This window comes from Microbispora triticiradicis (assembly GCF_005864065.1).
GTDB classification, from domain to species: Bacteria; Actinomycetota; Actinomycetes; order Streptosporangiales; family Streptosporangiaceae; genus Microbispora; species Microbispora triticiradicis.
On sequence record NZ_VANP01000011.1, the window covers coordinates 128,156 to 154,876 of the forward strand.

Sequence of the window (26,721 nt, forward strand, 5' to 3'; positions counted from 1 at the left end):
TGCGGGACGTGCTGAAGGTTGGGCTCACGGGCGGCATAGGTTCGGGCAAGAGCGAGGTGTCGCGCCGGCTCGCCGCGCGCGGCGCCGTCGTGGTCGACGCCGACAAGATCGCCAGAGAGGTCGTGGAACCCGGCACCCCCGGGCTCGCGCAGATCGTCGCGGTGTTCGGCGAGGAAGTCCTCCGCCCCGACGGCACCCTCGACCGGGAACGGCTCGGCTCGATCGTCTTCGCCGACACCGAGAAGTTGCGGCTCCTCAACGGGATCGTCCACCCCAAGGTGGGCGAGCGCAGTGAGCAACTGCAGCGGGAGGCGCCGGACGACGCGGTCGTCGTCTACGACGTGCCGCTGCTGGCCGAGAACAACCTGGCTCCGCTGTACGACGTGGTGATCGTCGTGGACACGCCGGACGACCTGCGGCTGGAGCGGCTGCTGCGGTCGCGCGGCATGCAGGAGGCGGACGCCCGCGCCCGGATCGCGGCCCAGGCCTCCCGGGAGGACCGGCTGAGGATCGCCGACATCGTGATCGGCAACAGTGGTTCCCTGGACGAACTGGACGCCCAGGTCGACAAGGTCTGGAAGGACCTGACCGCCCGCGCCTTCTAGCAGCGCAAACGACCGGCGGCTCCGGTCGGGGAGCGGATGAGCGGTCCATCGCCCGCCACGTGGGCCGCCTTCCATGCGAATCTACATCGTAAAGGCGTCGCCTAGGACCGCACTGTCCCCGGACGCCGTCGTCGCCCTCGCACTGCGGCTGGTGGACGAAGAGGGCTCAGATGCGCTCACCCTGTCCGCGGTCGCCGGGCGGGCGGGAGTCGCCACCCCCTCGCTCTACAAGCACGTGCGCGGACTCGCCGAGTTGCGTGGTCTGGTCTCCGGGCGCGTGCTGGCGGAGCTGACCGAGATCGCGGCGGAGGCGGCGCTCGGCCGGTCGGGCGACGACGCGCTGCGCGCCATGATGGACGGCTGGCGAGCGTACGCCGCCCGGCACCCGCACCGCCCGCGAATTGGGCGTCACGAGCACCGAGCCGTCCGAGCGCTGAACCCCCTGCGGGTCAGAAGGGCTCGTCCAGGGCCAGCCGGCGGACCTCCGGCAGGTATTCGTCGAGCTCACCCGGCTCGAACCGGCACATGCCGATCACGAACCAGAACTGGCCCGTCACGTCGCCCTCCAGCTTGTACAGCCCGTCAGGGGAGAAGGCGGCCCAGCCCTCCGGCAGGCCGAGCAGGGTCGTGCGGCGCCTGCGCCCCGGGACGTCCCACAGGATCACCACGCCGTCGTCCCCGCCGCTGGCGAGCAGGTCGCCCGAGGGATGGAACGCGACGGACCAGATGCGGCGGCCGTGGCCGGCGAGCGTGCCGACGCGCGCGCCGGTCGACGGGTCCCACAGGTGGACGGCGAGGTCGTCGCCGGCCGTGGCGAGCAGGTCGCCCGACGGGCTGAAGGCGGCCGTCCACAGCCGGCCCCCGCCGTCGAGCACGTGCGCGCACTCGCCGGAGGCGACGTCCCACAGGCGGGCGGTGCCGTCGTTGCTCGCGCTGACCAGCAGGTCGCCCGACGGGGAGAAGGCCACCGCGTAGACCCGGTCGCCGTGGCCGTCCAGCGTCGCCGTGCACGTGCCCGTCCGGAGGTCCCACAGCCGAGCCCTGCGGTCGTCGCAGCCGGTGGCGACGAACCGGCCGCCGGGGTCGAAGGCGATCGACCTGACCCGTCCCCGGTGCCCGGAGAGGTTCGCGACCTGCCGCCCGGTGGGGCGGTACCACAGCCGCACGCTGTCGTCGTCGTTGGCGGTGGCCAGCAGTTCCCCGTCGGGGCTGAACGCCTCGGCCCACACGTGGTCGGTCTCCACGTTGAGCTCGCGCTCGTACACCCCCGCCACCGGGTTCCACAGGTAGACCCCGCCGTCGTTGCTCGCGGTCGCCAGCAGCGGGCCGGCCGGGCTGAAGACGGCCGACACCAGCCGGTCGGCCGTCCCGGTGAGCGAGCGCAGGCGCCGTCCCGTCGCCGGGTCCCACAGGCGTACGTAACCGTCGTTGCCGCAGGCGGCGAGCATGCCGCCGTCGGCGGAGAAGCGGACCGAGGTGATGCGGCGGCCGTGCCCGCGCAGCGTCTGCGCGCACTGGCCGGTGTGCGGGTCCCACAGGCGGGCGGTGCCGTCGTTGCTGCTGGTCGCGAGTTGCCGGCCGTCCGGGCGGAAGGCGAACGGCCACACCGATCCCCGGTGCCCGGTCAGCTCGGCCCGCGCCTGGGCGGTGACGGGGTCCCAGATCCGTACGACGCCGTCGCTGTCACCGGTGGCGAGCAGTTCCCCGGTGGGGTCGAACAGCACCTGGTAGACCGCGCCGCGGTGCCCCGGCAGGCTGCCGGCCGCCTCGCCCGTGACCGGGTCCCACAGCCGTACGGCCCCCTCGGTGTCGCCGGAGGCGAGCAGCCGGCCCTCCGGGTGGAAGGCGAGGGAGTAGATCCGCCCGGGGTGGCCGGTCAGCTCGTGCAGCGCGGCGCCGGAGCGGGGGTCCCAGAGGCGCAGCACGCCCTGCCCGTCCCCGGCGGCCAGGCGGGTGCCGTCGGGGCTGAGCACCAGCCGGTAGACGGCTCCGCTGTGGCCACGCAGATGATGGCGCACCTGCCCGGTGGCGAGATCCCACACGCGGATCACCCCCGCGCGGTCGCCGGTCACCAGCAGCCCGGGCAGGAAGACGGCGGTGTAGATCGGGGCGGTGTGGCCCGGCAGTTCCCGCACGAGCTCTCCGGACGCCCAGATCCGCACGACCCCGTCGGCGCCGCCGGCCGCGATGAGGTCGCCGGAGGTCACCACCGGCCACACCCCCTCGGGGTGGCCGCGCAGGACGTGGGACGGCGCTCCGGTGTGGGGGTCCCACACCCGCACGGTCCCGTCGCTCGCGCCGGTCACCAGCCCGGCCTCGCCGTAGGCGACCTTGTAGACGCGGCCGCGGTGGCCGTGCAGCGTGCGCAGCGCCGACCCGGTGACGGCGTCGCAGACCAGCACGCCGCCGTCCTCCCCGCCGAGCGCGAGCACGCCGCCGTCGGGGTGGTAGGCGACCGGCTCGGGCAGGCGGCTGCTCTCGAAGTGGTAGCCGTACGGCACGCCCACGACGGCGGGGGCGGGCTCGGCGCCGACCGCGTCGCCCGCTCGTCCGGGGCCGGCGGGCCCGGCCGGCACGGCGGGTGCGACGGCCGCGCCGCGCAGTTCCGGCGCGGTGAAGGGGACGCCGGTGGAGCCGATGAGCGCGGCCCGGTCCCAGCGGCTGCCCTCGACGGCGACGTCCCGCAGGTCGGCGCGGGCGAGCCGGGCCCGGGTGAGGTCCGCGCCGCGCAGGTCCGCGCCCACCAGCACGGCCTCGTCCAGGCGGGCGCCGGCCAGCCGGGCGTCCCTCAGCACGGCGTGGGAGAGGTCGGCCCCGACGAGCCGGGTGTCGGTCAGGTCGGCGCCGGTGAGATCCACGCCCTGCAGTTCGCGGTACGACAGGTCCTCGCCGCTGAGCCGCGCCCCGCGCAGGTCGGTGCGCGCCGAGGTGCGCAGCCGGGTCGTCACCTTGATGGCGTTGGCCCGGGCGACGTCGCCGGAGGCGGGGGAGGCGAGCGTCCTGGCCGCCCACGCCTGCAGTCGCGACGCGTCGGCGAGGTCGCACAGGAAGTCGACGGTCAGCGTGGACAGCGGCCGCAGGCCCAGCCAGGCGGAAGGCCCGCCGGGAGGCCTGCCCGGGGGACCGCCGAGCGACTCCGCCAGGTGACGGGCGACCAGCCACTCCGCGACCGAGGCGTGGATGAAGCCGAACAGCCCCTCGTCGGTGCGGACGAGCAGGCTGCCGGCTCCGACCGCGTGCACGGCCTGCTCGGGCGTCAGCCGCGCGGCCCCCGCCGCCCCGCCCGATCCGTACGGCACGGGGACCTGCGGGTCGGAGGCCAGGCCGGTGAGCGTGTCGGCGGCCTCGGCCAGCTCGGCCGGCCGCAGGTAGGTCTCGCCGGTCTCCCACAGCCGCAGCGCGAGGGTGGTCGTGGCCCGCCGCAGCTCCTCGCGGGTGAGCCCGCCGGGGGCCCCGGCCACGCCTCCGACCCGCTCCTCCTCGAAGGCCAGCCAGGTGTCGAGGATCTCCTGGTAGAGGCCGGCGGCGCTGATCGTCTCCCCGGCCCGGGCGACGGCGCGCAGCCGCTCCTCCGGCAGGTCGGCGATGAAGCTCAGCATGCGCGGGTTGTGGGCCAGGCCGAGCAGGTCGGCGATGCCGGTGAGCAGGGCCATCCGGTCGTCGGCCGCCTCCCGCGAGCCGTACCGGTTGACCAGGTAGGCGCGGATCTGCTCCTCGGTGAACTCCTCGATGCCGAGCACCCGGCGGTTGGGCAGCAGGCCGACCTTCTCGCCGAGCGCGGTCATCACCTGGCTGCGCGACTTGAAGTGCTGGGTCCGCCCGGCCACCACGATCTTGGCCTTGTCCTCCGCCGCGCGCAGCAGGGTGTCCAGGTGGTCGGCCGCCCGCTCGTACGTCACCCGGGTGACCAGCTCGTCGAAGCCGTCGAACAGCAGCACGATGCGGCCCTGGCGCAGCATGTAGTGGAACGCCTTGAGGTCGATCAGCTCCTCGCCGTGGTTGGCGAGGTGCGCCGCGACCAGCCCGGCGACCGAGTGCGCCTTGTCCAGGGCGCGCAGCTCGATCAGGATCGGGATGAGGTGCGGCAGCTCGGCGGGGATGCGCCGGGCCACCTCGCGCAGCGAGAACGTCTTGCCCCGGCCGAAGTCGCCGAGCACGAGCACGAACCGCCCGTGGTCGGCCGCGAGCAGCCGCATCAGCTCGCCGCCGAGGTCGTCGCGCACCTCGCCGCCGTTGCGGTCGAGCTCGCGGAACCGCTGCGGCACGTACAGCTCCGGCGGGTAGCGCCGGTCGCCGCGCAGCCGCGCGGTCTGCCCGGCGACGTACGCCGACAGGTCGAGCAGGCCCTGGAACTCGGTGAAGCTGCGCAGGCGCAGCCCGCGCCGCAGGGCGTCGTCGCGTAACGCCCGGGGCGGCGGCGGGCCCTGGTAGACCAGCTCCGCCGCGTGCTCCAGCCCCGCCGCGTGGACGTGCCCGAGGAACGCCTCGATGTGCTCCTCGCCCGGCTCCCCGGCGTGCGCGCCGACGAGGACCTGCCGGACGAAGCCGTCCTCGGGGTGCGTGACGAGCAGGCGCGGCGGGTCCCCGGCCACCCGTTTGATCTTGGCGCGTTCGAACCGGGTCTCGCAGACCTCGGCGATGAGGTCGAGCAGCAGGTCGGCCGGGCCGGCGGGCTCCTCGGGGGCCTCCTCCGGCGGTTCCGCGACCGGCGGTGGAGGGCTCTGCGGGCGCCATCCGCGCCAGTGGTACGGCAGGACCTCCGGCTCGCGCAGCTCCGGCCGGTCGCGGGTCCACCGGCGCAGCCCCTCGGGCGTGAACTGGAGGATCTGGTGGCGTCCCGGAGCGAGCGCCGGCACGCACGGCAGGCCGTTCAGCTCCCCGGCCTCGGCCGGACCGCCGCGCCGGGCGTCCCGCCCGTGGACGAGCAGGTCGAGCCGGGACCCCAGCAGGCGTTCCAGGGTGTCGGCGTCACGCAGGCCGGGGCGCGGGGGATGGGCGACGACGCCGATCCGCAGCCATCCCTCGTACGGCCGCAGCCGCTCGGCGAACCACGCCGCCTGGGCCTCGCCGACGAAGCCGTGGGCGTCCTCCTCGCGGTGGCTCATCGCGATGGTCGAGTTGATCCCGGCGACGACCGTGCGAAGCTCGGGCAGCTCGAACAGCGTCCACGGCTGGGCGCTGTCGAAGGCGGGGCCGTCGAGTCCCTGGTAGAGCTCGCCGAAGAGGGTGGAGAAGTGCCGCCACTTCGGCCAGTAGGGCGGCTGCGGACGCACGTCGTCGGCCTCGCAGGTGGCGAAGTAGGCCCGGCAGGCCGCCTTCGTGACGTCGCGCGGCCCGGGGACGACGGCCAGCCGCCCGGGTTCGAGCCCGAGCAGCACGCGCAGCCCGGTGAGGAACGCCAGTGCCTGCTCGCACTCGCGGATGCTGCCCGACTCGGTGAGGTCGCCGGTCACCACGAGCAGGTCGGGCTGGGGCACTCCGGCGTCGGCGAGGCGGGTCAGGTCGGCCCACACGCTCGCCTGCAACTCGCCCGCGTCGAGCGGCTCGTCCGCCTCCGCCAGCCCGCGCCCGAAGCGCGGCCCGGCGACGTGCAGCACGGTGACCGACGACGCGCCGCCCGCGCGCTCGGCCGTGGGGAAGGCCGGCTCGGCGGCCGGGGACCGCCGCGCCCGGGGGATCCGTACGGCGGGCGGGGGGTCGGCGGGCGGCCGGAGGGCGCGCGGGCCGTGCGGACTCGGTGTGCTGTCGGCGGACCCGGCCGGGAACCTGGGCGCCTCATCCGGTTTCGCCCGCCCGGCCAGGGCCTGCCTGATCCGGGTGAGCAACAGCCGCCGCGCCTCGCCGGGGTCGGTCACGCCGAGGAGGTCGACCCAGGTGATCGTGGAGAGCAGCCCGTCGAGCGGGCAGTCCTCCAGCCGGACCGTCACGAGCTTGTTGGACGGGTTGTCCGGATCGGCGCGCAGCGCCGCCTGCCACTCCAGCCTGCCGTACCGGGACCCCAGGTAGTTGCGGGTGAGCACGGCGACGACCAGGTCGGCCTCGCTGACGCCGCGGTCCATGAAGTCGATGAAGTTGGTGCCGGGCACGAAGTCCCACGCCTGGAGCATCGTGCGGTAGCCGGCGGCTTCGAGCTGCCAGGCGATCCACGTCGCCCACCGCTCGTCGGCGGGGGAGTAGCTGACGAAGATCTCCGTTCTGGCGTCCCCGCGCCCGCTCATGCCGCCCCCTCACCCGGCGGCATGGGCCTGCGTACCGCCCGTTGCCTGGTGATTCGCCGGCTCATGCCTTGATCGCCGCAATCGCCCATCGGCAGCCCCCATCGACGTGCGTCATGGGGCCCAGTATTCCCGCTGTCACCGACGGTTTGGAGGGGTTCGATCATCTCGCCCCCGGGGGATAGGGTGTCCGCGTGGCGAGTGGGCTGCGGCGGCTGAGCGTTCTCGACTGGATCAGGTTCGGGCTGCTCGCGGCGGGCCTGGTGTTCGTGGCCACCGGCCTGCTGCCGGCCGAGACGGCCAGGGAGAGCGTCGGGCGCATCGCGCCCCTGCTGCTGTTCCTCGGCGCGGTCATCGTGCTCGCCGAGCTGACCAAGGAGGCGCGGGTCTTCGACGTGATCGCGACCCGCATCGCGATCGTCGGCCGGGGCAGCTACGCGAGCCTCTTCCTGCTGTGCGCGGCGTTCGCCTCTCTGGTCACGATATTTCTGAACCTGGACACGACGGCCGTCCTGCTGACGCCGGTCATGCTGGCCCTGGCGCCCCGCGCGAAGATCGCCCCGCTGCCGATGGTGATGACCACGGTGTGGCTGGCCAACACCGCGAGCCTGCTGCTGCCGGTCTCCAACCTCACCAACCTGCTCGCCATGAACCGCGTCGCGCTGACCACCCAGGAGTTCGCCGCGCGTATGTGGGCGCCCCAGCTCGTCTCGATCGCGGTCACGATGGCCTTCCTCTGGGTGTTCTTCTGGCGGCGCGGCGAGCGGGGCGAGGACCGGTACGAGCCGCCGCCGCCGGTCCCGGTGCCCGACCGGGTGCTGTTCGGCGTCTCCGGGGTGGCCTGCCTGCTGTTCATCGCCGCGATCCTGGCGGGCGTCGAGATCGGCGTCGCGGCCCTCGTCGCGGCGGTCGCGGTGGTCGCCGCCTTCGCCTGGCGCGACCGGGCGAAGCTCGTTTGGGGCCTGATCCCCTGGCGGCTGCTGGTCTTCGTCACCGGCCTGTTCCTCGTGGTCCCGACGCTCAGCCGCCTCGGCCTGGCGGACGTGATGCGCGCGCTCGTCGGCGTGGGCGGCGACGGAGATGGCGCCTACCGCGCGGCCGCCGCCGGGGCCGCGCTGTCCAACGTGGTCAACAACCTCCCGGCGTACGTCGCGGGCGAACAGGTCATCCCCGCGGCCAACCACACGCAGTTGCTGTCGCTGCTCGCGGGCACCAACCTCGGCCCGGTGATCACGCCGTGGGGGTCGCTCGCGACCCTGCTGTGGTTCGAGTGGTGCCGCCGGGGAAACGTGCGGGTGCCGCTGGCCAAGTTCGTCGCCACCGGCGCGGGCCTCGCCGTGACCGGCCTCGCCGCGACGGTGACCGTCCTGGTCCTCACCGGCTGAGCGCCCCGCCACGCGGTCCCGGCCAGGCGACGTACGCGTGGAACGCCTCCTTGGGCTCCCGCGACCCGTCCGGCAGGCAGCGGACGACGCCGTACGCCGCGAGATCGAGGTCGTGGACGGGGTCGGAATGGTGGGGATAGCTGTAGGACGCGTACGTGAAGAGGAAGGCCGTGTCCACCCCCTCCTCGGCGAAGACGTCCAGCAGCCGGTGATCTCGGCGGCCTGCTCGTGCTCGTCGCGGACCAGCGGCTCCCGCCGCGTACGTCACCCGGCCACCGAACTCCGCCCGCACGACCGGTGCCGCGCGGGCCAGGAAGCCGTTCAGCCGCCGGTTGAACGAGCCTTTCAGCGCCAGGTTCGCGACGAGCCGGGGGACGGAGGTGAACGTGCGCATCCGGGCGAACGCGTCCCGGCCGAGGACGAGCCCGCGCATGAAGAACGTCAGCTCCCGGCCGGCGACGAACACCACCCGGTCCGAGCCCGCGCGCAGCCGCTCGGCGGTCTTCGCGCATTCCGACAGGTAGGGCAGCCACTCACCCGGCCGTGAGTTGTGCGGGTCGGGCGAGAACCACACCTCAAGCCCCTCGGCCAGGGCGTGCTCCGCCGCGACGGTGAGCCGGTCGAGGGCCTCGCCGAAGATCCGTACGGCGGCGCAGCCGAGGTCGCGGCGGATGACCCGCATCTCCTCACGCACCTGGCCCGGGTCGAAGCGGGGCCGCGAGGGCCGGTCGGGGGTCGTCCGAACGCCCACGTCGTAGTTGATCGCCTTCCGCATCGCTCCACCCTTCTCGATACAGTGTATCGACACGATACACTGTATCGGGTGAGTGTGATCTGGGAGCGGCCCGAGCCGGGCGAACGCAGGGCCGTACGGCTGAGCAGGGAGGCCGTCACAGCCGCGGCCATGGCCCTCGCCGACGCCGAGGGACTGGAGGCCGTGTCGCTGCGCCGGGTGGCCGCCGCGCTCGGGACCGGCCCCATGCGCCTGTACGGCTACCTCGATTCCAAGGACGACCTGCTCGACCTGATGATGGACGCGGTCTGCGGCGAGATTCCGCCGCCTCCGCGCGGCGACTGGCGGGGGGAACTGCGGGCCATCGCGCGGGACACCCAGCGCACGGCCCGGCGTCACCCCTGGTACGTCACGCTGCTCGGCACCCGCCAGCCGTACGGGCCGAACGGGCTCGCCTACTCCGAGCGGCTGTTCGCGGCCGTGGCCCGGCTGGGGCTGCCGGCGCGACTCACCGTCCACGCGGTGGACGCGGTCCGCGCCTACATCGCGGGCTTCCTGCAACTGGAGTTGCTGCCGGGCCCGGAAGCCGAGCCGGAGGAGGAGAAGCTGGCCTACCTGGCCCGATCGGTCGCCACCGGGAAGTATCCGACGCTGGCGTGGATCATCGCCGAGTTCGAGGCGGTCGGCCCGGAGGAGGCGTTCGCCGAGGGGCTCGAACGCGTTCTCGACGGCATCGCCGCCGCCCGGCCCGGCGCGCCCTGACCTCCCCCTGCCGTCGGCTATGGACACCCCTGAGAACGACACGGGAAAAAGTTGTGGAAATCCTCATGGGTCATGCGGGTGGTCCTGGTATGGGATCGTCCCGTGACAGATGAACAGCGCCCATCGCGGCGGCGTCTCCCCGCGGGAGACATCGCCAGGATCAGCGTCTTCGCCGCGCTGATCGCCGTGCTCGGCCTGCCGGGCACGCTGAACGTCTTCGGCGACGTGGTGCCGATCACGTTGCAGACGCTCGGCGTCATGCTCGCCGGGGCGATCCTCGGCACCTGGCGGTCCGCCCTCGCCGTCGCGGTCCTCCTCGTGTTGGTCGCCGCGGGGCTCCCGCTGCTCGCCGGCGGGCGCGGCGGCCTCGGCGTCTTCGCCGGCCCCTCGGCCGGCTTCCTGGTCGGCTGGCTTCCGGGGGCGGCCCTGACCGGCTGGATCGTCGAGCGCGGCGGCCGCGCCCCGGGCACGATGCGGATACTCGCCGCCTGCCTGGCGGGCGGCGTCGGGGTCGTCTACCTGTGCGGCATCCCCGTACAGGCCCTGGTCACCGGCCTCTCCCTGGGCAAGACCGCCCTGCTCAGCGCCGCGTTCCTGCCCGGTGACCTGATCAAGGCGGTGCTGGCGGCGGTCGTGGCGCGGGGCACCCAGCGGGCCTACCCGGACGCGGTCCCGGCGGTGCACCGCGAGCGGCTGCGGGCCGGGGGACGGTGATCCGCCCGTGCCGGTAGCCGACCGGGTCCTGCGCCACGCCGCCGGCCGTCCGCACCACGTCGCGGTGTCCGGCCCCGGGGGCGACCTGACCTACGCCGAGCTCGCCGGCCGCGCCGGACGGGCCGCGCGTCACCTGCGCGACCGGAGGGCCGGGCGCGGCGCGCTGGTCGCGGCCGGTCAGGCCGACCCGGTGGCCCTGCTCGTCGCCGTGCTCGCCTGCGACCTCGCGGGGGTCACGCCGCTGCTCTGCGACCACACGTGGAGCGAGGAGCGGCGCGAGCAGGTCATGGCGGCGGTGCCCGTCACCGCCCGGTTCGACGCCCCGCTGCCCGGAGCGGACGGCCCGCCCGTACGGCACGATCCGGCCCCGGACGACCTGACCTGGGCCTGCTTCAGCTCCGGCAGCACCGGAAGGCCGCGCGCTCTGGTGCGCACCCGCGCCTCCTGGACCGGGTCGTTCCCCCACCTGGACGAGCTGACCGGGATCGGCCCGGACGACGTCGTGCTGATCCCCGGCCCACTGGTCTCCTCCCTGTACGGCTTCGCGGCGGCGCACACCCTGGCGTCGGGCGCCACCGCCGTGGTGCCCGGCCGGTGGTCTCCCGCGGCGCTGGCCGGGCAGCTGCGCCGGGCGACCGCCGTCCACGTGGTGCCCCACCGGCTGCCGGCCGTGCTGGACGCGCTGGAGGCGGCCGGGGGCCCGCTGCGCACGGCCGTGGTGGGCGGGGCCGCCCTGGACCCCGCCGCCCGGACCCGGGCGGCGGAGGCCGGAGTGCGTGTGGTGTCCTATTACGGCGCGACCGAGCTGTCGTTCGTCGCCGTGGACGCCGACGGCAGCGGGCTGCGGCCGTTCCCCGGCGTCGAGATCGACGTCAGGCCGGAGCCCGGGCACTCCCTGGGCGAGGTGTGGGTGCGTTCCCCCTGGCTGTGCGAGGGCTACCTGGCGGGCGCCGCCGGCCCTCTGCGCCGGGACGGCGACGGCTGGACGACGGTCGGCGACCTCGCCGAGCCGTACCGGCCGGGTGACGTCCTGCGGCTGCGCGGCCGCGGCGACGGCGCGATCCAGACCGGCGGCGCCACGGTGGTGCCCGAGGACGTCGAGGAGGTGCTCAGGAAGGTGCCGGGAGTGAACGACGTGGTCGTGGTCGGCACGCCGCACCCGTACCTCGGCGCGGTCGTCACCGCCGTCGTCGAGAGCGCCGTAGAGGGCGCCGTCGGGGGCGTCGTGCGGACCGGCGGACTTTCCCGGGCGGCTCTGGAGGAGGTGGCGCGCGCCGAACTCGACCCGGCGCAGCGCCCCCGGCGCTGGTACGCCACCGGGTCCCTGCCCCGCACACCCGCCGGGAAGCCGGCCCGCGGCCTGCTCGCCGCCCACCTCGCCGCCCGTTTGACCGGCGACCCGGAGAGCGGCTCCGCGAGCCGAGGCCCCGAGAGCGATGGCCTGGGAAGCGACGCGGAGATCTGGCGGCTCGGCTGAGATGGACGACCAGCCGGTGATCGTGGCGGCCCGCCGTACCCCCATCGGCACCGCCGGTCACGCCTTCGCGACCGTGCCGGTCCACCGGCTCGCCGCGCCCGTCGTCGAGGCGGTGGTCCGCGACGCCGCGCCTCTCGGCGTTCCGGTGGACGACGTGGTGCTGGGCAACTGCACGGGCCCCGGCGGCAACCTCGCGCGGGTCTGCGCGCTGGCCGCCGGGCTGGGGCCGGAGGTGCCGGGCGTCACCGTCGACCGGCAGTGCGGCAGCGGCCTCGCCGCGATCCTGCTGGCGGCCCAGGCCGTACGGTGCGGGGAGGCCGCCCTCGTCGTCGCCGGCGGGGCCGAGAGCGCCTCGACCGCGCCGCTGCGGGTCCGCAGGCGGGAGGGCGAGCCGGGCGAGCCGTACGAACGGGCGCCGTTCGCCCCGGAGGGCCACCCGGACCCCGACATGGGCCCGGCGGCGGAGGCGCTCGCGGCCGCGTACGGCGTGACCAGGGAGCGCCAGGACGCCTACGCCCGCCGGAGCCACGAGCGGGCGCTGGCCGCCCGCGCGGCGGGCCGGTTCGCGCGGGAGGTCGTCCCGATCGGCGGCCGGACCGACGACCAGCGGCCGCGCGTGCTACGGCCCGCGTCGCTGGCCCGGCTGCCCGCCGCGTTCGTGCCGGGCGGCACGGTGACGGCCGGCAACTCCTCCCCGGTGAGCGACGGCGCCGCGGCCGTGGCCGTCGTGCCGGAGCGGCTGCGCGCGGCGGCCGGCCTGCCCGGCCTGCGCCTGCTGGCCGGGACCGTGACCGGCTGCGACCCCGCGCTGCCCGGATGGGGGCCGGTGCCCGCCGTACGGCGGGTGCTGGAGCGGACCGGGACGGACCTGGCGCGGGTGGCGGCGGTGGAGATCGTGGAGGCGTTCGCGGCGCAGGTGCTCACCGTCACCGACGCGCTCGGTCTCGACCCGCTCGGCGCGGACGCGGACCGGGTCTGCGCCGACGGCGGCGCGCTCGCGCTCGGCCATCCCTGGGGCGCGAGCGGCGCCGTCGTGGTGACCCGGCTGTTCGGCCGGCTCCTGGGGGAGGGGGCGCCGCCGGGCACGCTGGGCCTGGCGGCGGTCGCGGTCGGCGGCGGTCTGGGGATCGCCGCCCTGTTCGAGGTGGTCTGAGTGATCCGGCTGACGGACGTCCATGTGCGGCTCGGGCAGCGGGAGGTACTGCGTGGCGTCACGGTCACGCTGACCGAGCGCCGGGTGGGGGTGATCGGGGCCAACGGCTCGGGCAAGAGCACGCTCGCCCGCCTGCTCAACGGCCTGGTGCTGCCGTCGTCGGGCACCGTCACGGTGTCCGGGCTCGACACGCGCCGCCACGCGGCCCGGATCAGGCGCGGGGTCGGGTTCCTGTTCACCGACCCCGACGCGCAGATCGTGATGCCGACGGTGGCCGAGGACGTCGCCTTCTCGCTGCGGCGCAAGGGCCTGCCGCGCGAGGAGACCGAGCGCCGGGTGCGGGAGACGCTGGAGAGGTACGGCCTGGCGGACCACGCCGACCACCCCGCCCACCACCTGTCCGGCGGCCAGAAGCAGTTGCTCGCCCTCTGCTCGGTCCTGGTGCTCGAACCGGAGATCCTCGTCATGGACGAGCCCACCACCCTGCTCGACCTGCGGCACTCCCGGCAGGTCGCGGGCGTGCTGCGGACCCTGCCGCAGCAGGTGGTGGTGGTCACCCACGACCTCGCGCTGCTGGAGGACTTCGACCGCGTGCTCGTGGTGGACCAGGGCCGGGTCGTCGCCGACGCCGATCCCGCGACCGCGATCGGCCACTACCGGAAGATGATGGCGTGAAGGGCCTCACCGGCGCCTACGTGCCGGGCGGCTCGCCCCTGCACCGGCTGCCCGCGGGCGTCAAGCTCGCCGGGCTCGCCGTGTGCTGCACGGTGCTCCTGCTGCTGCGCCCGCCCGCCGCACTGGCGGCCGCCGCCGCCGTCGTGGCGGCCCTGTATGCCGTGTCGGGCGTGGGCGCGGCGGCGGCCTGGGCGCAGGTGCGGCCGGTCCGCTGGTTCGCCCTGGCCCTGTTCGGGATGCAACTGGTGGTCGCGGACCTGTCCGGCGCGGTGTCGTCCACGCTCCGCGTCGTGCTCGCGATCGCCCTCGCCGGGCTGGTCACCCTCACGACGCGCACCAGCGATCTCATGGCCTTCCTGGAGCGGTGCCTCGCCCCCGCGAGGTTCGCCGGGCTCGACCCGTTCCGGCTGTCGCTGCTGCTGTCTCTCACGCTGCGCAGCGTGCCGGTCGTCGCGGAACTGGCCACCCGGGTCAGGGAGGCCCAGCGCGCCAGAGGGGTCGAACGGAGCCCGCGCGCCTTCGCCGTCCCGCTCGTGGTGGGCGCCCTGCGGCACGCCGACGCCCTGGGCGAGGCGCTCGCCGCCCGCGGCCTGGACGACTAGACCGGGGGGAGGGCGGGAGCGAGGCGGCGGGCCTCGGCGACCAGGTCGAGGAGGTCGCCGACCAGGGCGGGCGGCGCGGCGACGAAGCTGCGGTCCTCGGGCGGTCCCTCGGCGGACGCCTCGAAGGGCCTGCCGTCGAACCCGCGGATGTCCACCCCGGCCTCCCGCGCGATCAGCGCACCGGCGGGCAGGTCGAGACCCTCGGCGTGGTAGCCGATCATGCCGTCGATGTCGCCGCGGGCGAGCATCGCCCAGCACAGCAGCGGCGCCCACAGCTGGAGCACCCGCCGGGCGCGAACCTCCATCGTCATCCTCAGCGACCGCGCCGCCCGGTCGCGCCGGGAGACCCCGTGGCCCTGCGTCCAGCCCAGCACCGGGCCGTGCGGGAGGTCCCGCCGCGGCGGCCCGGTCAGCGGCCCCGCGGGCCCGGCCGCCCCGGCGCCGCGTACGGCCGACCAGGTGTGGCCGGACACCGGTTCGTGTACGACGCCCACCACCGGGCGGGAGCCCGCGCACAGCGCCAGGCCCACGACGTACGCCGGGAGGCCGATCGCCACGTTGTTGGTGCCGTCGAGGGGATCGACCAGCCAGGTCCACCCTCCGCCCGCCGGGTCGTCCCCGGGGCGGCCCGCGGGCGGGCCGGGATCGGATCCGGCATGGACCCCTGACTCCTCGGCCACGATGCGGTGGGCCGGGAACGCCGCCCGGACGCGTTCGATGATCAGCTTCTCGGCGGCCAGGTCGAGGTCGGTCACGACGTCGCCCGACGCGCCCTTCGGCCGGGCGACGGCCGCGCCAGGCACGCTCTCCCTGAGCATCGACCCGGCGGCCAGGGCGGCCTCCACGGCTATCCGCCTTGCGTGTTCGAGGTCCACAGGCTTCTCCTGGCCAGCTCGGCGGCACGTGCGGTCTCGGCGGCGTCGAGGCGTTCCCGCCTGACGTGGTGGAGGGGCGTGGCGAGCGGGCCGAGCGACAGGTCTCCCCGTTCCGGCCTGACGCGGCCGAGGGCCACCGTGGCGGCCTCGCCGTCCTCGGGGATGACGCTGCTGTGGAAGGCGCCCGCGACGAGCGTGTAGGTGTCTCCCGCGCCGAAGAGATCGGCGCGCCCGGGGGCGTACCTGACCGTCCTGCCGGTGGGCCGCAGGACGTCGCCCTCAGGGGTGCTGACCACCTCGAACACGCGATGGGTGGGGGACTCGGCCGTGTCGGTCAGCGCGGCGTGGACGTTGCGCACCTGGCCGTACAGGACGTGGCTGATCAGGTCCCAGCTGTGGCAGTGGATCTGCGAGGTGGTGCTGCGCGCGGGCCGCGCGGCGGAGGTCCAGATGTGCACGCACACCCCGATGCCGCCGTCGCGTTCCACGGGGAGGCAGAGGAACCCGAGCGGATGCCGCACGCCGAGGACCGGGGTGCCGCCCGCCGCGATCTCGGTGAGCACGCCGAGCGCCCACTCGCGGGCGTTCCCGCCCGTCAGCAGGCCGAGCACCTCCCGGTATCTCATGGCCGGCGGCTCATGGCGCGTACGGGTCCTTGGCGCGCAGGGCCTTGCGGGTGACGTCGACCACGTCCCGGTCGGTGAACGACTTGGGCAGGGGCAGCTCGACGCCGTCGAACAGCCGGCGTACCTCCTCGACCGTCGGCTCGTCGCTCAGCTGCACCGACCGGTAGCGGTCGATCGGCAGGCGGCGGGCCTGCTCGAAGCTGGTGCGCAGCTCGGCGCCGCAGCTTCCGTAGAAGAACGAACCGCTGTAGGCGATGATCGCCCGGTTGGGGTCCTCGGAGGTCATGATGAGGGCGTGGTCCGACATGTCCCAGCGAAAGGTCGTCATGACCGGGGACAGCCCGACCGCGATGTCGAGCAGGCCGTACCGCTGGCGGTACCAGAACGCGGCCAGGACGCTCGCGTACGACTCCTTCCTGGCGCGTTCGGTCGTCCACATCTCGCCCGTGCCGTCAGGGCGGTCCGACAGCGACCTTCGGTAGTGCGCGTAGCTCTCGCACACCGCCTCGTCGGTGGGGTCGATGATCTCCATCCGGATCGTGAGGTGCCGCCGGTCGCGCCGTGCGGCGGCCACGCACTCGGGGAGCGTGACGGCGCGCATGTAGGTGCCGGTGCCGCCCTTGAACGTCCAGTGGTCGGTGCCCCGCCGCGCGTCGGCGTGCGCCTGGGCGATCTCGTGCCGGCTGCCGAGGATGCGGATGACCGCCATGTCCTCCAGCGCCCTGCGGGTGCCCGCGACCAGCTCCTCCAGCTGGTCGAGGCGGCCGAGACGCTCGGGCAGCCGCGCCAGGACGCCGGAGGTGGCGTGCATGGCCTCCTCGACCGGCTCCTGCCGGGCGCGGTCACGCAGCAGCGCGGTCGCCACCAGGGCCAGGACGACCAGTGTGGTGCCGCTGACGAGCTGCGACTTGACCTTGTCGGACAGCACGTCGTCGGGCAGCACGCCGAGCACGCCCACCACCACGGCCAGCACCAGGGCGATGGCGCCGTCGACGTTTTTGCCGGCCCACGCGGCGGCCTGGCCCACGGCATCTCGCAACCCCGCCATAGGTCCGCCCCGCCATCCCGTGCTTGCCGGCATCCCGTGATCCCCGGCTGGCATCGTAACGAGAGCGTCATGCCCCGGCAAAGGTCCGGCGGGGTGACGTGCGGCTGCCCCTCGCGCCGGGCCGTGAGCGGGACCCCGGCGTGCGGAGGGGACCGGAAATGTCGGTGGCCGCGCGTAGGTTATGAAGGTGTGAACGGCGGCGGGCCGGGCGCGTCCCCGGTTCCCGCCCGGCGGGCGGGGCGAGCGAGGAGCTGAGCGGCGATGACATCCATGATGGACCTGAAGCGCAGGGTCGCGCCCTTCCAGGTCGTCACCGACATGACGCCGTCCGGCGACCAGCCCACGGCGATCGCGGAGCTGGAGCGCCGGGTCGACGCCGGGGAGAAGGACACTGTCCTGCTCGGCGCGACCGGCACCGGCAAGACGGCCACGGTCGCGTGGCTCATCGAGCGGGTCCAGCGGCCGACGCTGGTCATGCAGCCGAACAAGACGCTCGCCGCCCAGTTCGCCAACGAGCTGCGCGAGATGCTGCCGAACAACGCGGTCGAATACTTCGTGTCGTACTACGACTACTACCAGCCCGAGGCGTACGTCCCGCAGAGCGACACCTACATCGAGAAGGACTCCTCGATCAACGAGGAGGTCGAGCGGCTGCGTCACTCGGCCACCTGGTCGCTGGTGTCGCGGCGCGACGTCGTGGTGGTCGCCTCGGTCTCCTGCATCTACGGCCTGGGCACCCCGCAGGAGTACGTCGACCGGATGGTCAAGCTCAAGGTCGGCCAGCAGATGGACCGCGACCAGCTGCTGCGCAAGCTCGTCGACATGCAGTACGCCCGCAACGACCTCGCCTTCACGCGGGGGACGTTCCGGGTGCGCGGCGACACGGTCGAGGTCATCCCGGTCTACCAGGAGCTGGCCGTCCGCATCGAGATGTTCGGCGACGAGATCGAGAAGCTCGCGACGCTCCATCCGCTGACGGGCGAGGTCGTCGCCGAGGACGAGGAGCTGCACATCTTCCCCGCGTCGCACTACGTGGCCGGCCCCGAGCGGATGGAGCGGGCCATCGGCGGCATCGAGGCCGAGCTCGCCGAGCGGCTGGCCGAGCTGGAGCGGCAGGGCAAGCTGCTGGAGGCCCAGCGGCTGCGCATGCGCACCACCTACGACATCGAGATGATGCGCCAGGTCGGCACCTGCGCCGGCATCGAGAACTACTCCCGGCACATCGACGGACGTGGGCCCGGGACGGCGCCGCACACGCTGCTCGACTTCTTCCCCGACGACTTCCTGCTCGTGCTGGACGAGTCACACCAGACCGTCCCGCAGATCGGCGCCATGTACGAGGGAGACGCCTCGCGCAAGCGGACCCTCGTCGACCACGGGTTCCGCCTGCCGTCGGCCATGGACAACCGCCCGCTGAAGTGGGAGGAGTTCCTGGAGCGCATCGGCCAGACCGTCTACCTGTCCGCCACCCCGGGGCCGTACGAGCTGGGCCGCAGCAAGGGCGACGTGGTCGAGCAGGTCATCCGCCCCACCGGCCTGGTGGACCCCGAAGTGGTCATCAAGCCGACCAAGGGCCAGATCGACGACCTCATGGAGGAGATCCGGGCCCGGGCGGAGCGGGACGAGCGGGTCCTGGTCACCACCCTCACCAAGAAGATGGCCGAGGACCTGACCGACTACCTGCTCGAGAACGGCATCCGGGTCCGCTACCTGCACAGCGAGGTCGACACGCTGCGCCGCATCGAGCTGCTGCGCGAGCTGCGGATGGGCGAGTTCGACGTGCTCGTCGGCATCAACCTGCTGCGTGAGGGCCTCGACCTGCCCGAGGTGTCGCTGGTGTCGATCCTCGACGCCGACAAGGAGGGCTTCCTGCGGTCGGAGACCTCGCTGATCCAGACCATCGGCCGCGCGGCGCGAAACGTGTCCGGCCAGGTCCACATGTACGCCGACAAGGTCACCCCGAGCATGGAGCGGGCGATCGAGGAGACCAACCGGCGCCGGGCCAAGCAGGTCGCCTACAACGAGGCCAACGGCATCGACCCGCAGCCGCTGCGCAAGAAGATCGCCGACATCCTCGACAGCCTGGTCCGCGAGGACGCCGACACCGCCCAGCTTCTCGGCGGCGCCGGGCGTCAGCAGTCGCGCGGCAAGGCGCCGGTGCCGGGGGTCGCGTCCCGCGGCGCGGGCCAGCACGCGAAGGCGATCGCGGGCGAGATGCCCCGCGCCCAGCTGGAGTCGCTGATCGAGTCGCTCACCGAGCAGATGCACACCGCCGCCGCCGACCTGCAGTTCGAGGTGGCCGCCCGGCTGCGCGACGAGATCAAGGAGCTCAAGCGGGAGGTCCGCGACATGCGCGAGGCCGGCGTGAAGTAACGCCCCCTGGCGTTCACCCCACGGCCCCGGCCCTTCCGGTGCGGACCGGCGTCACGTGACGCCGGTCCGCGCGGCCGGGTCCGGGCCTCCGCGCGGCCCTGGGATGAGCCTCAGCTGTAGGCGGCCTGGCGCAGCGCGTTGTCCAGCGCGACGCGGGCGGCGTCCGTCAGGTTGCGGTCGTAGGTCACCACCACCGATATGCCGTTGTCCCACATGGCGAAGAAGGCGCTGAAGGCGTTCGGCCGGGTCGCCCTGGACTGCCAGTTCCCGTGGTGGAACACGTTGCGCCCGTGCGCCGTGGGCACCACGAACACGCCCAGGGACGCGGCCGGCCTGCCGCTGACGGCGGAGGCGTCGATGAAGCGGTGCGCCGCGGGGCTGAGCAGCCGGGCGCGCGGGTCGAAGGCGCGGGCGAACATCGCGTAGTCGACCGCCGAGATCTCCCAGCCGCCGAACGCCTTCATGGCGCGGGTGCCGGGGCCGATCCTGCCGGTCGCGCCACGCGGCGCCAGCGCCATCCGGCGGCAGTAGCTCTCGTACGGCTGCCCGGTGACGCTCTGGATGACGAGGCCGAGGATCGCGTAGTTGATGTTGTTGTAGACCTCGTCGTGCTTGGCGCTGATCGGCCGGGCCAGGGCGCGGCGCGCGAGGGTCACGTCGGAGTACGAGGCGTTCCTGACGCCGACCAGCCCGCTCTGCGTGGGGTCGTAAGTGATCCCGCTGGTGTGCCGGAGAAGCTGCTCGATGGTGATGTTGCGCGCCGTCCGGCTTGCCCGGTACCCCAGACGCAGCCGGAAGCTCCGCGGCATCGCCGCGAGCCGCGTGTCGAACCGGAGTCGCCCGTTGTCGATGAGCGACATGAGGCACACGGCGGTGATCGGCTTCGACAGCGAGGCCACGTTGACGGGTTTCTCCGCCGATATCTCGTTGTAGCCGTAGGAGCCGACGAGGGCGTTGTCGCGCATCACGGCGAGCCCGGCGTTGCTGACGCCGTTGGCGGTCATCCACTGGTGCAGCGCGGCGTCGATGCGGTCCTGGACGCCCGCCCGGGCCGCGGCACGGGTGCCGGCCAGGGCGCCGGCGGGGAGCGGCGCGGAGACCAGCACCGCCGCCGCCGTCAGGATCGGCGCCACGGCGCGCCTCAGCGAAGTGATCACGGGGGAACCTCCGGGGTGTCGAGACGAGGGACTCAGGAGCGGGGACACGGGTCACGGCCGGGACGAGGAAGCCGGGGCCGGCCCTCGGCGGAGGCCCGCTCTGTGAGGGAAGGACGTCGGTGCGGGCGTGTTGTCACGTTCCATCGATCAGGACCATCCGGAAATCACCGAAATAGTGATGTTTTTCTGGCCAGCCGTCGGCAAGTCAGGCGGATGCGGGTCGCGGAAGGCGTGGGCAGGAGCGAACCGCCGGGGACATGGAGCCGGGGTCGTCCGTTGAGGGGAAGGCGGGAGTTTCCCGTCGTATCGAGGAGGTGGCTCATGTTCGCGGCGCTCACCGGGCTCGGGCTGTCGACCGCGGCCGGGCTCAACGCGTACATCCCGTTGCTGCTCGTCGGCGTGCTGGCGCGCGTGACCGACGCGGTACGGCTGCCGCACGAGTACGCCTGGCTGTCCGACACCTGGGTCCTCGCGATCATCGCGGTGCTGCTGGTCGCCGAGTTCGTCCTCGACAAGGTGCCGGTGGTCGACCACGTCAACGACATGATCCAGACGGCGGTGCGGCCGGCGTCCGGCGGGGTGGTCTTCAGCGCAACGGCCGCGGCGGCGAAGCTCGACGACTCGGCCTGGATGGCCGATCACCCGGCGGTGGGCTGGATCCTGGGCATCGCGGTGGCCCTCGCCGTACATCTGCTGAAGGCCGGGGCCCGGCCGGTGGTCAACGCCACCACGGCCGGCGTGGGCGCGCCGGTGGTGAGCACGGTCGAGGACGTCGGCTCGCTCGGGATGAGCCTGATCGCGATCTTCCTGCCGGTGCTCGTCGTGGTGGCGCTGGCCGTGCTGGCGTTCGTCGCCTGGCGGGTGCTGCGCCGCGTACGAAGGTTCAAGGAGGCGCGCCGCGCCCGGGCGGCGTCCCCGCCTGTCTGACCCGTGCCGCCTCTCTGACCCCGTGCCTCTCCTGTCTGACCCATGCCGCGCCCGCGCCTGTCCGGACCCCGCTCCGACAGGCTCCCGCTCAGGCCGTCGCAGGGCCGGGCGCGAACCGGCCGGAGGACAGGTGTCAGCCCATGAACGGGGGCGCTCGTACTCGCCGCGGGTGTGGCGGGCCGTGCGGATCGCCGCCGGGGAGGGGTGGGTCAGGACAGTGGGGCGGGTCTGCCTGCCGGATGCGGTGGGGAGAGCGGGGTGCGGGCGATGGCGGAGGGGCTGTGCCAGCCGAGGCCGGGGGAGTGCCGGCGGACGACCTTGGCGGGCACGCCGGCGATCACGGAGTGGTCCGGGAACTCGCCGCGTACGACCGCGCCGCCCGCGACCACCGACTGACGGCCGATCCGGGTTCCGGGCAGGATGATCGCCCCCGTGCCGATCCAGGACCCCGAGCCGATCGAGACCGGCCTGTTGCGCGGCCACTGGCGGCCGATGGGCGTCTCGGGGTCGTCGTACACGTGGTTCTGGTCGGTGATGTAGACGTAGGGACCCGTGAACACGTCGTCGCCGATGTCGATCGACTGGTGGCCCACGATGTGGCTGCCCCGGCCGATCGAGCAGCCTCCGCCGATCCGGACGATCGAGTCGGGGCCCAGGTCCACGCCGGGCCCCATCCCGGCGGAGATCGAGACCCGCTCCCCGACCAGCGTGTGCGGCCCGATCTCGATCCACTGCTCACCGAAGATCGCGCCCTGGGGGAACGAGATGCACACTCCCTCGCCGAGGCTGCGGAACCGGTATGCGCCGGTGGCGGCGGGGGTCACCGCCGCCGCCTCCCGCACGTAGGCCCACCAGCGGTGGACCATGCGGCCGACGGCGCGCTTCACGAACGACATAACGCGACAAGTTACCGCTTGGTCGTCTTGTCCCGCTATTGCGGATTAGTGCACGTGACAAGCCCAATGTTGCCCAGCGTTTGATATTCTGAGAGCCCGTGGGCAGGCGGCGTCCATCCGGAGCGCCGGTTCTACAAACGACCACGGGAGTGTTCCTTGCGCAGCGCCGCACAAACCAAGCATCTGTTCGTCACCGGCGGCGTCGCCTCCAGTCTCGGCAAGGGGCTCACGGCCTCCAGCCTCGGGCGCCTCCTCAAGCTACGCGGTCTCCGCGTCACGATGCAGAAGCTCGACCCCTACCTGAACGTCGACCCCGGCACGATGAACCCCTTCCAGCACGGCGAGGTGTTCGTGACGGACGACGGCGCCGAGACCGACCTCGACGTCGGCCACTACGAGCGGTTCCTCGACACGGAGCTGCACGGCTCCGCCAACGTCACCACCGGCCAGGTGTACTCCAACGTCATCGCCAAGGAGCGGCGCGGGGAGTACCTGGGCGACACCGTCCAGGTGATCCCGCACATCACCAACGAGATCAAGGACCGCATCCGGGGCATGGCGGGCCCGGACGTGGACGTGGTCATCACCGAGGTGGGCGGCACTGTCGGCGACATCGAGTCGCTGCCGTTCCTGGAGGCCGTCCGGCAGGTCCGCCACGAGGTCGGCCGCGACAACGTCTTCTTCCTGCACGTCTCCCTGCTGCCGTACATCGGCCCGAGCGGGGAGCTGAAGACCAAGCCCACGCAGCACTCGGTCGCCGCGCTGCGCAGCATCGGCATCCAGCCCGACGCGATCGTCTGCCGGTCCGACCGCCCGATCACCTCCTCGCTCAAGCGCAAGATCAGCCTGATGTGCGACGTGGACGAGGACGCGGTGGTCTCGGCCGTCGACGCCGCGTCGATCTACGACATCCCGAAGGTGCTGCACACCGAAGGGCTCGACGCGTACGTGGTGCGCCGGCTCGGCCTGCCGTTCCGCGACGTGAACTGGACCGAGTGGGACCAGCTCCTGCGCCGGGTCCACCGCCCCGCGAAGGAGGTCACGATCGCGCTGGTCGGCAAGTACATCGACCTGCCCGACGCGTACCTGTCGGTGACCGAGGCGCTGCGCGCGGGCGGCTTCGCCAACGACGCGCGGGTCAACATCCGCTGGGTCAAGAGCGACGACTGCGAGACCCCCGAGGGCGCGGCCCGCGAGCTGGACGGCGTCGACGGCGTGCTGGTCCCCGGCGGTTTCGGGGTGCGCGGCATCGAGGGCAAGGTCGGCGCCATCCGGCACGCCCGCGAACGGCGCGTCCCGCTGCTCGGCATCTGCCTCGGCATGCAGTGCATGGTCATCGACGCGGCCCGCCACCTGGCCGGGATCGAGGACGCCGACAGCACCGAGTTCGACGCCGAGACCGCCGACCCGGTCATCTCGACCATGGCCGACCAGAAGGACGTGGTCGCCGGCGAGCGCGACATGGGCGGCACGATGCGGCTCGGCCTCTACCCGGCCAAGCTCACGGACGGCTCGCTCGCCCGGCGCCTGTACGGCAAGGCGAAGGTGGAGGAGCGGCACCGGCACCGCTACGAGGTGAACAACTCCTACCGCGACCAGCTGGAGAAGGCCGGCATGGTGTTCTCCGGGCTGTCGCCGGACGGCCGCCTCGTGGAGTACGCCGAGCTGTCGACCGACCTGCACCCGTTCTTCATCGGCACGCAGGCGCACCCGGAGTTCCGCTCCCGGCCGACCCGGTCGCATCCCCTGTTCACGGGTCTGGTCCAGGCCGCCCTCGAGTACGCGGGCGAGCGCGAGAACGCGGCGAAGGCGGGACGGGCCAAGTGAACGCCGAGGACGCGGGGATCATGGAGAACGCAGGGACCGTGGACGCGGTGAACGTGGAGGACGTCGAGGAGTCCTGGAACGTCGTCGCCACCACCCGGCACTTCGCCGGGCGGGTCATCTCGGTGCGCACCGACACCGTGGAGATGCCCGGCGGCGTCGTCGCCGACCGCGACTACGTCGTCCATCCCGGCTCGGTCGCGGTGGTGGCGCTGGACGACGAGGACCGGGTGCTGCTGATCCGTCAGTACCGCCACCCGATGCGGCGCCTGATGTGGGAACTCCCGGCCGGCATCCGGGACGTGCCGGGGGAGCCGCTGGTGGAGTGCGCGGCACGTGAGCTCGCCGAGGAGGCCGCCTACCGGGCGCGCACGTGGCACACGCTGGTCGACCTCGCCACCTCGCCCGGCATGTCGGACGAGCGGATCCGGATCTTCCTCGCCCGCGACGTGGAGCCGATCCCCGACGAGGAGAACACCTACGTGCGCGAGCACGAGGAGACCGACATGCCGGCGGTCTGGATTCCCCTGGTCACGGCGGTCGAGAAGGCGCTGAGCGGAATGATCCACAATTCTCCCGCCGTCGCCGGTATCCTCGCGGCGTACGCTGCTTCCGCCGACGGATTCAAGGGCCTTCGTCCCGCCGGCGCGCCGGAGGCATGAGTCCGTAGGAGACGTCCTGAGCGAGCCCGAGGCGGTGCTGTCCAGTTACCTCGCCCATCTGGCGGTGGAACGGGGGCTGTCTGCCAACACGCTCGCGTCCTACCGGCGTGACCTGCGCCGATACGTCGAGTACCTCCGGGCGCGCGGGCTGGAGACGTTCGGGCAGGTCGCCGAGGCGGACGTGGTCGCCTTCCTCGCCGCGCTGCGGGAGGGCGACGACGACCACCCCGCGCTGGTCGCCAGTTCGGCCGCCCGCGCCGTGTCGGCCGTACGCGGCCTGCATCGCTTCGCGCTGCGGGAGGGTGTGGCCGGGCACGACCCGGCCCACGAGGTGCGCCCGCCGCGCCAGCTCCGCAGGCTCCCCAAGGCGATCACCGTGGCGGAGGTGGAGCGGCTCATCGCCGCGTGCGGGCCGGAGGACGCCCCGCTCGCCCTGCGCAACCGGGCGCTGCTGGAGGTCCTGTACGCCACCGGCGCCCGGATCTCCGAGGCGGTGGGGCTGGCGGTGGACGACGTGCCCGCCGGCCACGCCGGTGGCCGTCACCTCGGCCTCGACAGCGGCCAGGGCCACGACCAGGTGCGGCTGCGCGGCAAGGGCGGGCGGAGCAGGATCGTGCCCCTCGGCCGCTTCGCCCGTCAGGCGCTCGACGCGTACCTGGTCAGGGCGCGGCCCGGGCTCGCCGCGCACGGCCGGGGCACCTCCGCGCTGTTCCTCAACGCGCGGGGCGGGCGGCTGACCCGGCAGGGCGCGTGGGAGGTGCTTCAGGTGGCGGCGGAACGGGCCGGGCTGTCCGGCGTATCACCGCACATGTTGCGACATTCGTTCGCAACCCACCTCCTCGACGGCGGAGCCGACGTTAGGGTTGTCCAGGAGTTGCTCGGCCACGCCTCGGTGACCACCACGCAGGTGTACACCTTGGTGACGGTCGACAAGCTCCGCGAGGTCTACGCAGCGGCGCATCCCCGCGCCCTGCATTGAGGCACGCATCCGCGGACCCGTGGCGCGCCGCCTTGCCGCATACGTGCCGACCCTTTAGATTCGATCAGGTTCGAGGCCGTCAGGGGAGGACCAACAGGTGACTGCGACCACAGAGCCGACGTGGACCGCGAGGTCTCCAGGCGGTGCGATCGGGCCTACCGGCCGTCCCACCCCCGTGTTCCCCGATCCGATACCGCCGGAGTCCCACGGACCCGCCCGGATCGTCGCGATGGTGAACCAGAAGGGCGGCGTCGGCAAGACGACGACCACCATCAACCTGGGCGCCGCGCTCGCCGAGGTGGGGCAGCGGGTGCTGCTGGTGGACTTCGACCCGCAGGGCGCGCTGTCGGTGGGGCTCGGCATCGACCCCCGGCCGCTCGAGGCGACGGTTTACGACCTCCTCATGGAGGAGCCCGACGTCACCGTCGAGGACGTCCTGCTCGACACCACCGTCGACGGCATGCAACTCCTGCCGAGCAACATCTTCCTGTCCGGCGCGGAGATCAGGCTCGTCAACGAGGTCGCGCGTGAGTACGCCCTGCAGCGGGCGCTGGAGCCCCTGCTGCCGCACTACGACATCTGCCTGATCGACTGCCAGCCGTCGCTCGGCCTGCTGACGGTCAACGCGCTGACCTGCGCGCACAGCGTGATGATCCCGCTGGAGTGCGAGTTCTTCGCGCTGCGCGGCGTGGCGCTGCTGATGGAGTCGATCGGCAAGGTCCAGGAGCGGCTCAACAAGAGCCTGGAGATCGACGGCCTGCTCGCCACCATGTACGACCCCCGGACGCTGCACGCCCGCGAGGTCCTTTCGACGATCATGCAGGGCTTCGGCGACAAGGTGTTCCACACCGTCATCAACCGTACGGTGCGGTTCCCGGACGCCACCCTCGCGGGAGAGCCGATCACCCAGTTCGACCCCGGCTCGATGGGCGCCACCGCCTACCGTGAGCTGGCCCGTGAGCTGCTGGCCAGGTGGCCCGCCCGCGTCTGACCATGACGATGTAGGTGCCGGCGCTCGCGCCGGTGGAGGACA

General features: G+C 73.5%; 21 protein-coding genes and 1 pseudogene. 15 read left to right on the top strand and 7 right to left on the bottom strand.

Annotated features, from left to right (window positions below; all coding sequences use genetic code 11):
* Positions 1-8: 8 nt before the first annotated feature.
* Positions 9-605: a dephospho-CoA kinase gene (gene coaE / locus FED44_RS25960; protein WP_138462359.1), complete on the top strand. Its 597-nt coding sequence runs from the start codon at positions 9-11 to the stop codon at positions 603-605.
* 73 nt (positions 606-678) lie between these two features.
* A pseudogene (locus FED44_RS37670) lies at positions 679-828 on the top strand (TetR/AcrR family transcriptional regulator); the annotation flags it as partial.
* A gap of 226 nt (positions 829-1,054) precedes the next feature.
* Here the strand turns inward: FED44_RS37670 and FED44_RS25970 are convergent.
* Positions 1,055-6,823: a WD40 domain-containing protein gene (locus tag FED44_RS25970; RefSeq protein WP_138462360.1), complete on the bottom strand. Its 5,769-nt coding sequence runs from the start codon at positions 6,821-6,823 to the stop codon at positions 1,055-1,057.
* A 191-nt stretch (positions 6,824-7,014) separates the two neighbouring features.
* On the opposite strand from FED44_RS25970, the gene FED44_RS25975 reads away from it, so the two are divergent.
* Entirely contained in the window at positions 7,015-8,205 is a 1,191-nt protein-coding gene (locus FED44_RS25975) for an ArsB/NhaD family transporter (protein WP_138462361.1), read from the top strand.
* Here the strand turns inward: FED44_RS25975 and FED44_RS25980 are convergent.
* A complete protein-coding gene (locus FED44_RS25980) occupies positions 8,195-8,980 on the bottom strand; it encodes a hypothetical protein (RefSeq protein ID WP_138462362.1) in 786 nt (261 codons plus the stop codon). The genes FED44_RS25975 and FED44_RS25980 overlap by 11 nt on opposite strands.
* 48 nt (positions 8,981-9,028) lie before the next feature.
* Between FED44_RS25980 and FED44_RS25985 the strand changes: the two genes are divergently transcribed.
* The 6 genes from FED44_RS25985 to FED44_RS26010 all read left to right on the top strand — a co-directional run bounded on the left by FED44_RS25985 (position 9,029) and on the right by FED44_RS26010 (position 14,321).
* Positions 9,029-9,700: a TetR/AcrR family transcriptional regulator C-terminal domain-containing protein gene (locus FED44_RS25985; RefSeq protein WP_208759173.1), complete on the top strand. Its 672-nt coding sequence runs from the start codon at positions 9,029-9,031 to the stop codon at positions 9,698-9,700.
* A 102-nt stretch (positions 9,701-9,802) separates the two neighbouring features.
* Positions 9,803-10,414 carry a biotin transporter BioY gene (locus FED44_RS25990; RefSeq protein ID WP_244302267.1) on the top strand — a complete coding sequence of 204 codons (612 nt, stop codon included), beginning with the start codon at positions 9,803-9,805 and terminating at the stop codon, positions 10,412-10,414.
* Positions 10,415-10,421: 7 nt separating this feature from the next.
* On the top strand, positions 10,422-11,891 hold the full coding sequence (locus FED44_RS25995; protein WP_138462364.1) for a class I adenylate-forming enzyme family protein: 1,470 nt from the start codon (positions 10,422-10,424) through the stop codon (positions 11,889-11,891).
* Position 11,892: 1 nt separating this feature from the next.
* On the top strand, positions 11,893-13,044 hold the full coding sequence (locus FED44_RS26000) for a thiolase family protein (RefSeq protein WP_138462365.1): 1,152 nt from the start codon (positions 11,893-11,895) through the stop codon (positions 13,042-13,044).
* Positions 13,045-13,719, top strand: coding sequence for an energy-coupling factor ABC transporter ATP-binding protein (locus FED44_RS26005; protein WP_117410197.1), 675 nt, complete (start codon positions 13,045-13,047; stop codon positions 13,717-13,719).
* Entirely contained in the window at positions 13,716-14,321 is a 606-nt protein-coding gene (locus FED44_RS26010) for an energy-coupling factor transporter transmembrane component T family protein (protein WP_117410196.1), read from the top strand. Before FED44_RS26005 ends, FED44_RS26010 begins: the two co-directional genes overlap by 4 nt.
* Here FED44_RS26010 and FED44_RS26015 read toward each other — a convergent pair.
* The 3 genes from FED44_RS26015 to FED44_RS26025 are packed head-to-tail and all read right to left on the bottom strand — an operon-like array spanning position 14,318 to position 16,870.
* Positions 14,318-15,196 (bottom strand): inositol monophosphatase family protein, encoded by an 879-nt coding sequence (locus FED44_RS26015; RefSeq protein WP_138462366.1) that lies wholly within the window; start codon positions 15,194-15,196, stop codon positions 14,318-14,320. The two genes, FED44_RS26010 and FED44_RS26015, sit on opposite strands and share 4 nt — an antisense overlap.
* Positions 15,169-15,822: a hypothetical protein gene (locus tag FED44_RS26020; RefSeq protein WP_138462367.1), complete on the bottom strand. Its 654-nt coding sequence runs from the start codon at positions 15,820-15,822 to the stop codon at positions 15,169-15,171. The genes FED44_RS26015 and FED44_RS26020 overlap by 28 nt, the downstream gene beginning before the upstream one ends.
* A 10-nt stretch (positions 15,823-15,832) precedes the next feature.
* Positions 15,833-16,870: a hypothetical protein gene (locus FED44_RS26025; RefSeq protein WP_220502332.1), complete on the bottom strand. Its 1,038-nt coding sequence runs from the start codon at positions 16,868-16,870 to the stop codon at positions 15,833-15,835.
* Between the two features lie 261 nt (positions 16,871-17,131).
* Between FED44_RS26025 and uvrB the strand changes: the two genes are divergently transcribed.
* Positions 17,132-19,243, top strand: a complete 2,112-nt coding sequence (uvrB, locus tag FED44_RS26030; RefSeq protein WP_117409008.1) for an excinuclease ABC subunit UvrB — start codon at positions 17,132-17,134, stop codon at positions 19,241-19,243.
* A 110-nt stretch (positions 19,244-19,353) separates the two neighbouring features.
* Here uvrB and FED44_RS26035 read toward each other — a convergent pair whose 3' ends face one another.
* On the bottom strand, positions 19,354-20,400 hold the full coding sequence (locus FED44_RS26035; protein ID WP_138462368.1) for a serine hydrolase domain-containing protein: 1,047 nt from the start codon (positions 20,398-20,400) through the stop codon (positions 19,354-19,356).
* Between the two features lie 321 nt (positions 20,401-20,721).
* On the opposite strand from FED44_RS26035, the gene FED44_RS26040 reads away from it, so the two are divergent.
* The gene (locus FED44_RS26040) at positions 20,722-21,327 is read left to right on the top strand and encodes a DUF4126 domain-containing protein (RefSeq protein ID WP_117409010.1); all 606 of its coding nucleotides are present in this window, start codon (positions 20,722-20,724) and stop codon (positions 21,325-21,327) included.
* 209 nt (positions 21,328-21,536) lie between these two features.
* Here FED44_RS26040 and FED44_RS26045 read toward each other — a convergent pair whose 3' ends face one another.
* On the bottom strand, positions 21,537-22,223 hold the full coding sequence (locus FED44_RS26045; protein WP_138462369.1) for an acyltransferase: 687 nt from the start codon (positions 22,221-22,223) through the stop codon (positions 21,537-21,539).
* 156 nt (positions 22,224-22,379) lie between these two features.
* Between FED44_RS26045 and FED44_RS26050 the strand changes: the two genes are divergently transcribed.
* The 4 genes from FED44_RS26050 to FED44_RS26065 all read left to right on the top strand — a co-directional run bounded on the left by FED44_RS26050 (position 22,380) and on the right by FED44_RS26065 (position 26,679).
* Entirely contained in the window at positions 22,380-24,050 is a 1,671-nt protein-coding gene (locus FED44_RS26050) for a CTP synthase (RefSeq protein ID WP_117409012.1), read from the top strand.
* Positions 24,051-24,070: 20 nt separating this feature from the next.
* Positions 24,071-24,709 (top strand): NUDIX domain-containing protein, encoded by a 639-nt coding sequence (locus FED44_RS26055; RefSeq protein ID WP_117409041.1) that lies wholly within the window; start codon positions 24,071-24,073, stop codon positions 24,707-24,709.
* A gap of 34 nt (positions 24,710-24,743) precedes the next feature.
* A complete protein-coding gene (locus FED44_RS26060; RefSeq protein WP_244302268.1) occupies positions 24,744-25,688 on the top strand; it encodes a site-specific tyrosine recombinase XerD in 945 nt (314 codons plus the stop codon).
* 148 nt (positions 25,689-25,836) lie between these two features.
* Positions 25,837-26,679, top strand: coding sequence for a ParA family protein (locus FED44_RS26065; protein ID WP_279633912.1), 843 nt, complete (start codon positions 25,837-25,839; stop codon positions 26,677-26,679).
* The last annotated feature ends 42 nt before the right edge of the window (positions 26,680-26,721 follow it).